The sequence below is a fragment of the Enterobacter sp. PL_is379 genome (assembly GCF_055817355.1).
Genome location: NZ_JBVPGT010000001.1, coordinates 1 through 1079, shown reverse-complemented (window position 1 = coordinate 1079; position 1079 = coordinate 1). Strand labels below are relative to the sequence as shown.

1 protein-coding gene is annotated in these 1079 nt (G+C 63.7%); it reads right to left on the bottom strand.

What is annotated here, in order from left to right; translation table 11 throughout:
* Positions 1-1079: type VI secretion system Vgr family protein (locus AC0TOY_RS00005; RefSeq protein WP_473721373.1), on the bottom strand; the 1079-nt coding region annotated here is incomplete at both ends.

Below are 1079 nucleotides of genomic sequence, written 5' to 3'. Positions count from 1 at the left end.
CTGGTGTCATCGCCCTTCGCCAGACGGTCCCAGTGGAACTTCACCTTCACCCGACCGTATTTGTCCGTCCAGATACTCTCCCCGTTCGGCCCCACCACTTTCGCCGTCTGCGGGCCGTAGGTGCGCGGCCACGCCGTGCTCTGCGCCGGACGGTACACCACCGCCGACGGGATGACCGTGAAATCAGTCCGGTGAATGGTCTCCCCCTCGCCGCTGGCATAGCGGTTCTCTTCGAGGTGGTAACCCGCCGCCGTCACCAGATACTCACCGTTGTCGCTGAAGAACGGCGCGTTGGTTAAGGTGAAGGTGTGCCCCGGCGCAATCCCCGCCGCCGTCGCGGTGGCCTGAATCTGCTGGTGCTCCACCTGCCAGCGTTCCTGACGGATGCGGGCATAGAACTCCCCGTGCCCCTTGTCCACAAAGCGACCCGGCCAGTCGTACACGTCGATGCTGCCCGGCTTCGGCGACGCCGGGTTCTGCTGGGCCTGGAACAGCCACGCGTTCGGCTTGCGGAAGTCATAGTCGTCGAGGCTGTAAATCCCCGGCGTCACGCTGTCCTCCAGCGCCCACTGGCTGATGCCCTCTTCATCCGTACTGCCGCCTGACGGCGTCTGGTGGTAAGGAATGACCTCATAGCCGCTGAACGGCTGGTACTGCGTGGCGGCGTCGGTGAGCACCAGGGTGTGCTTGTCCGCCTCATGGCGGAAGTGATACGCAATCCCCTCCAGCTCCATCAGGCGGCTGATGAAGTCCAGGCTCGACTCCTGATACTGCACGCAGTAGTCCCACATCCGGTAGCTGCCGGTGAGTTTGTCCTCAACGTTGACCTGATGCTCACCGAGCAGGGTTTTCACAATCTGCGGCACCGTCTGCCCCTGGAAAATACGCAGGTTACGGTCGCGCTTCATCGGCCACAGGTCCGGCTCCACCGTCAGCTGGTACACCGCATAGCGGGTGCCCGTCAGCTCAACGGCGCTGACCGCCACGCGGGTAATCTTGCCGTTAATATAGCGGGACGTCAGCAGGCTCTGCGTCGGGATGGTCACCGTGACCGGCTGGCCCAGCAGCTTGCTGCGGTC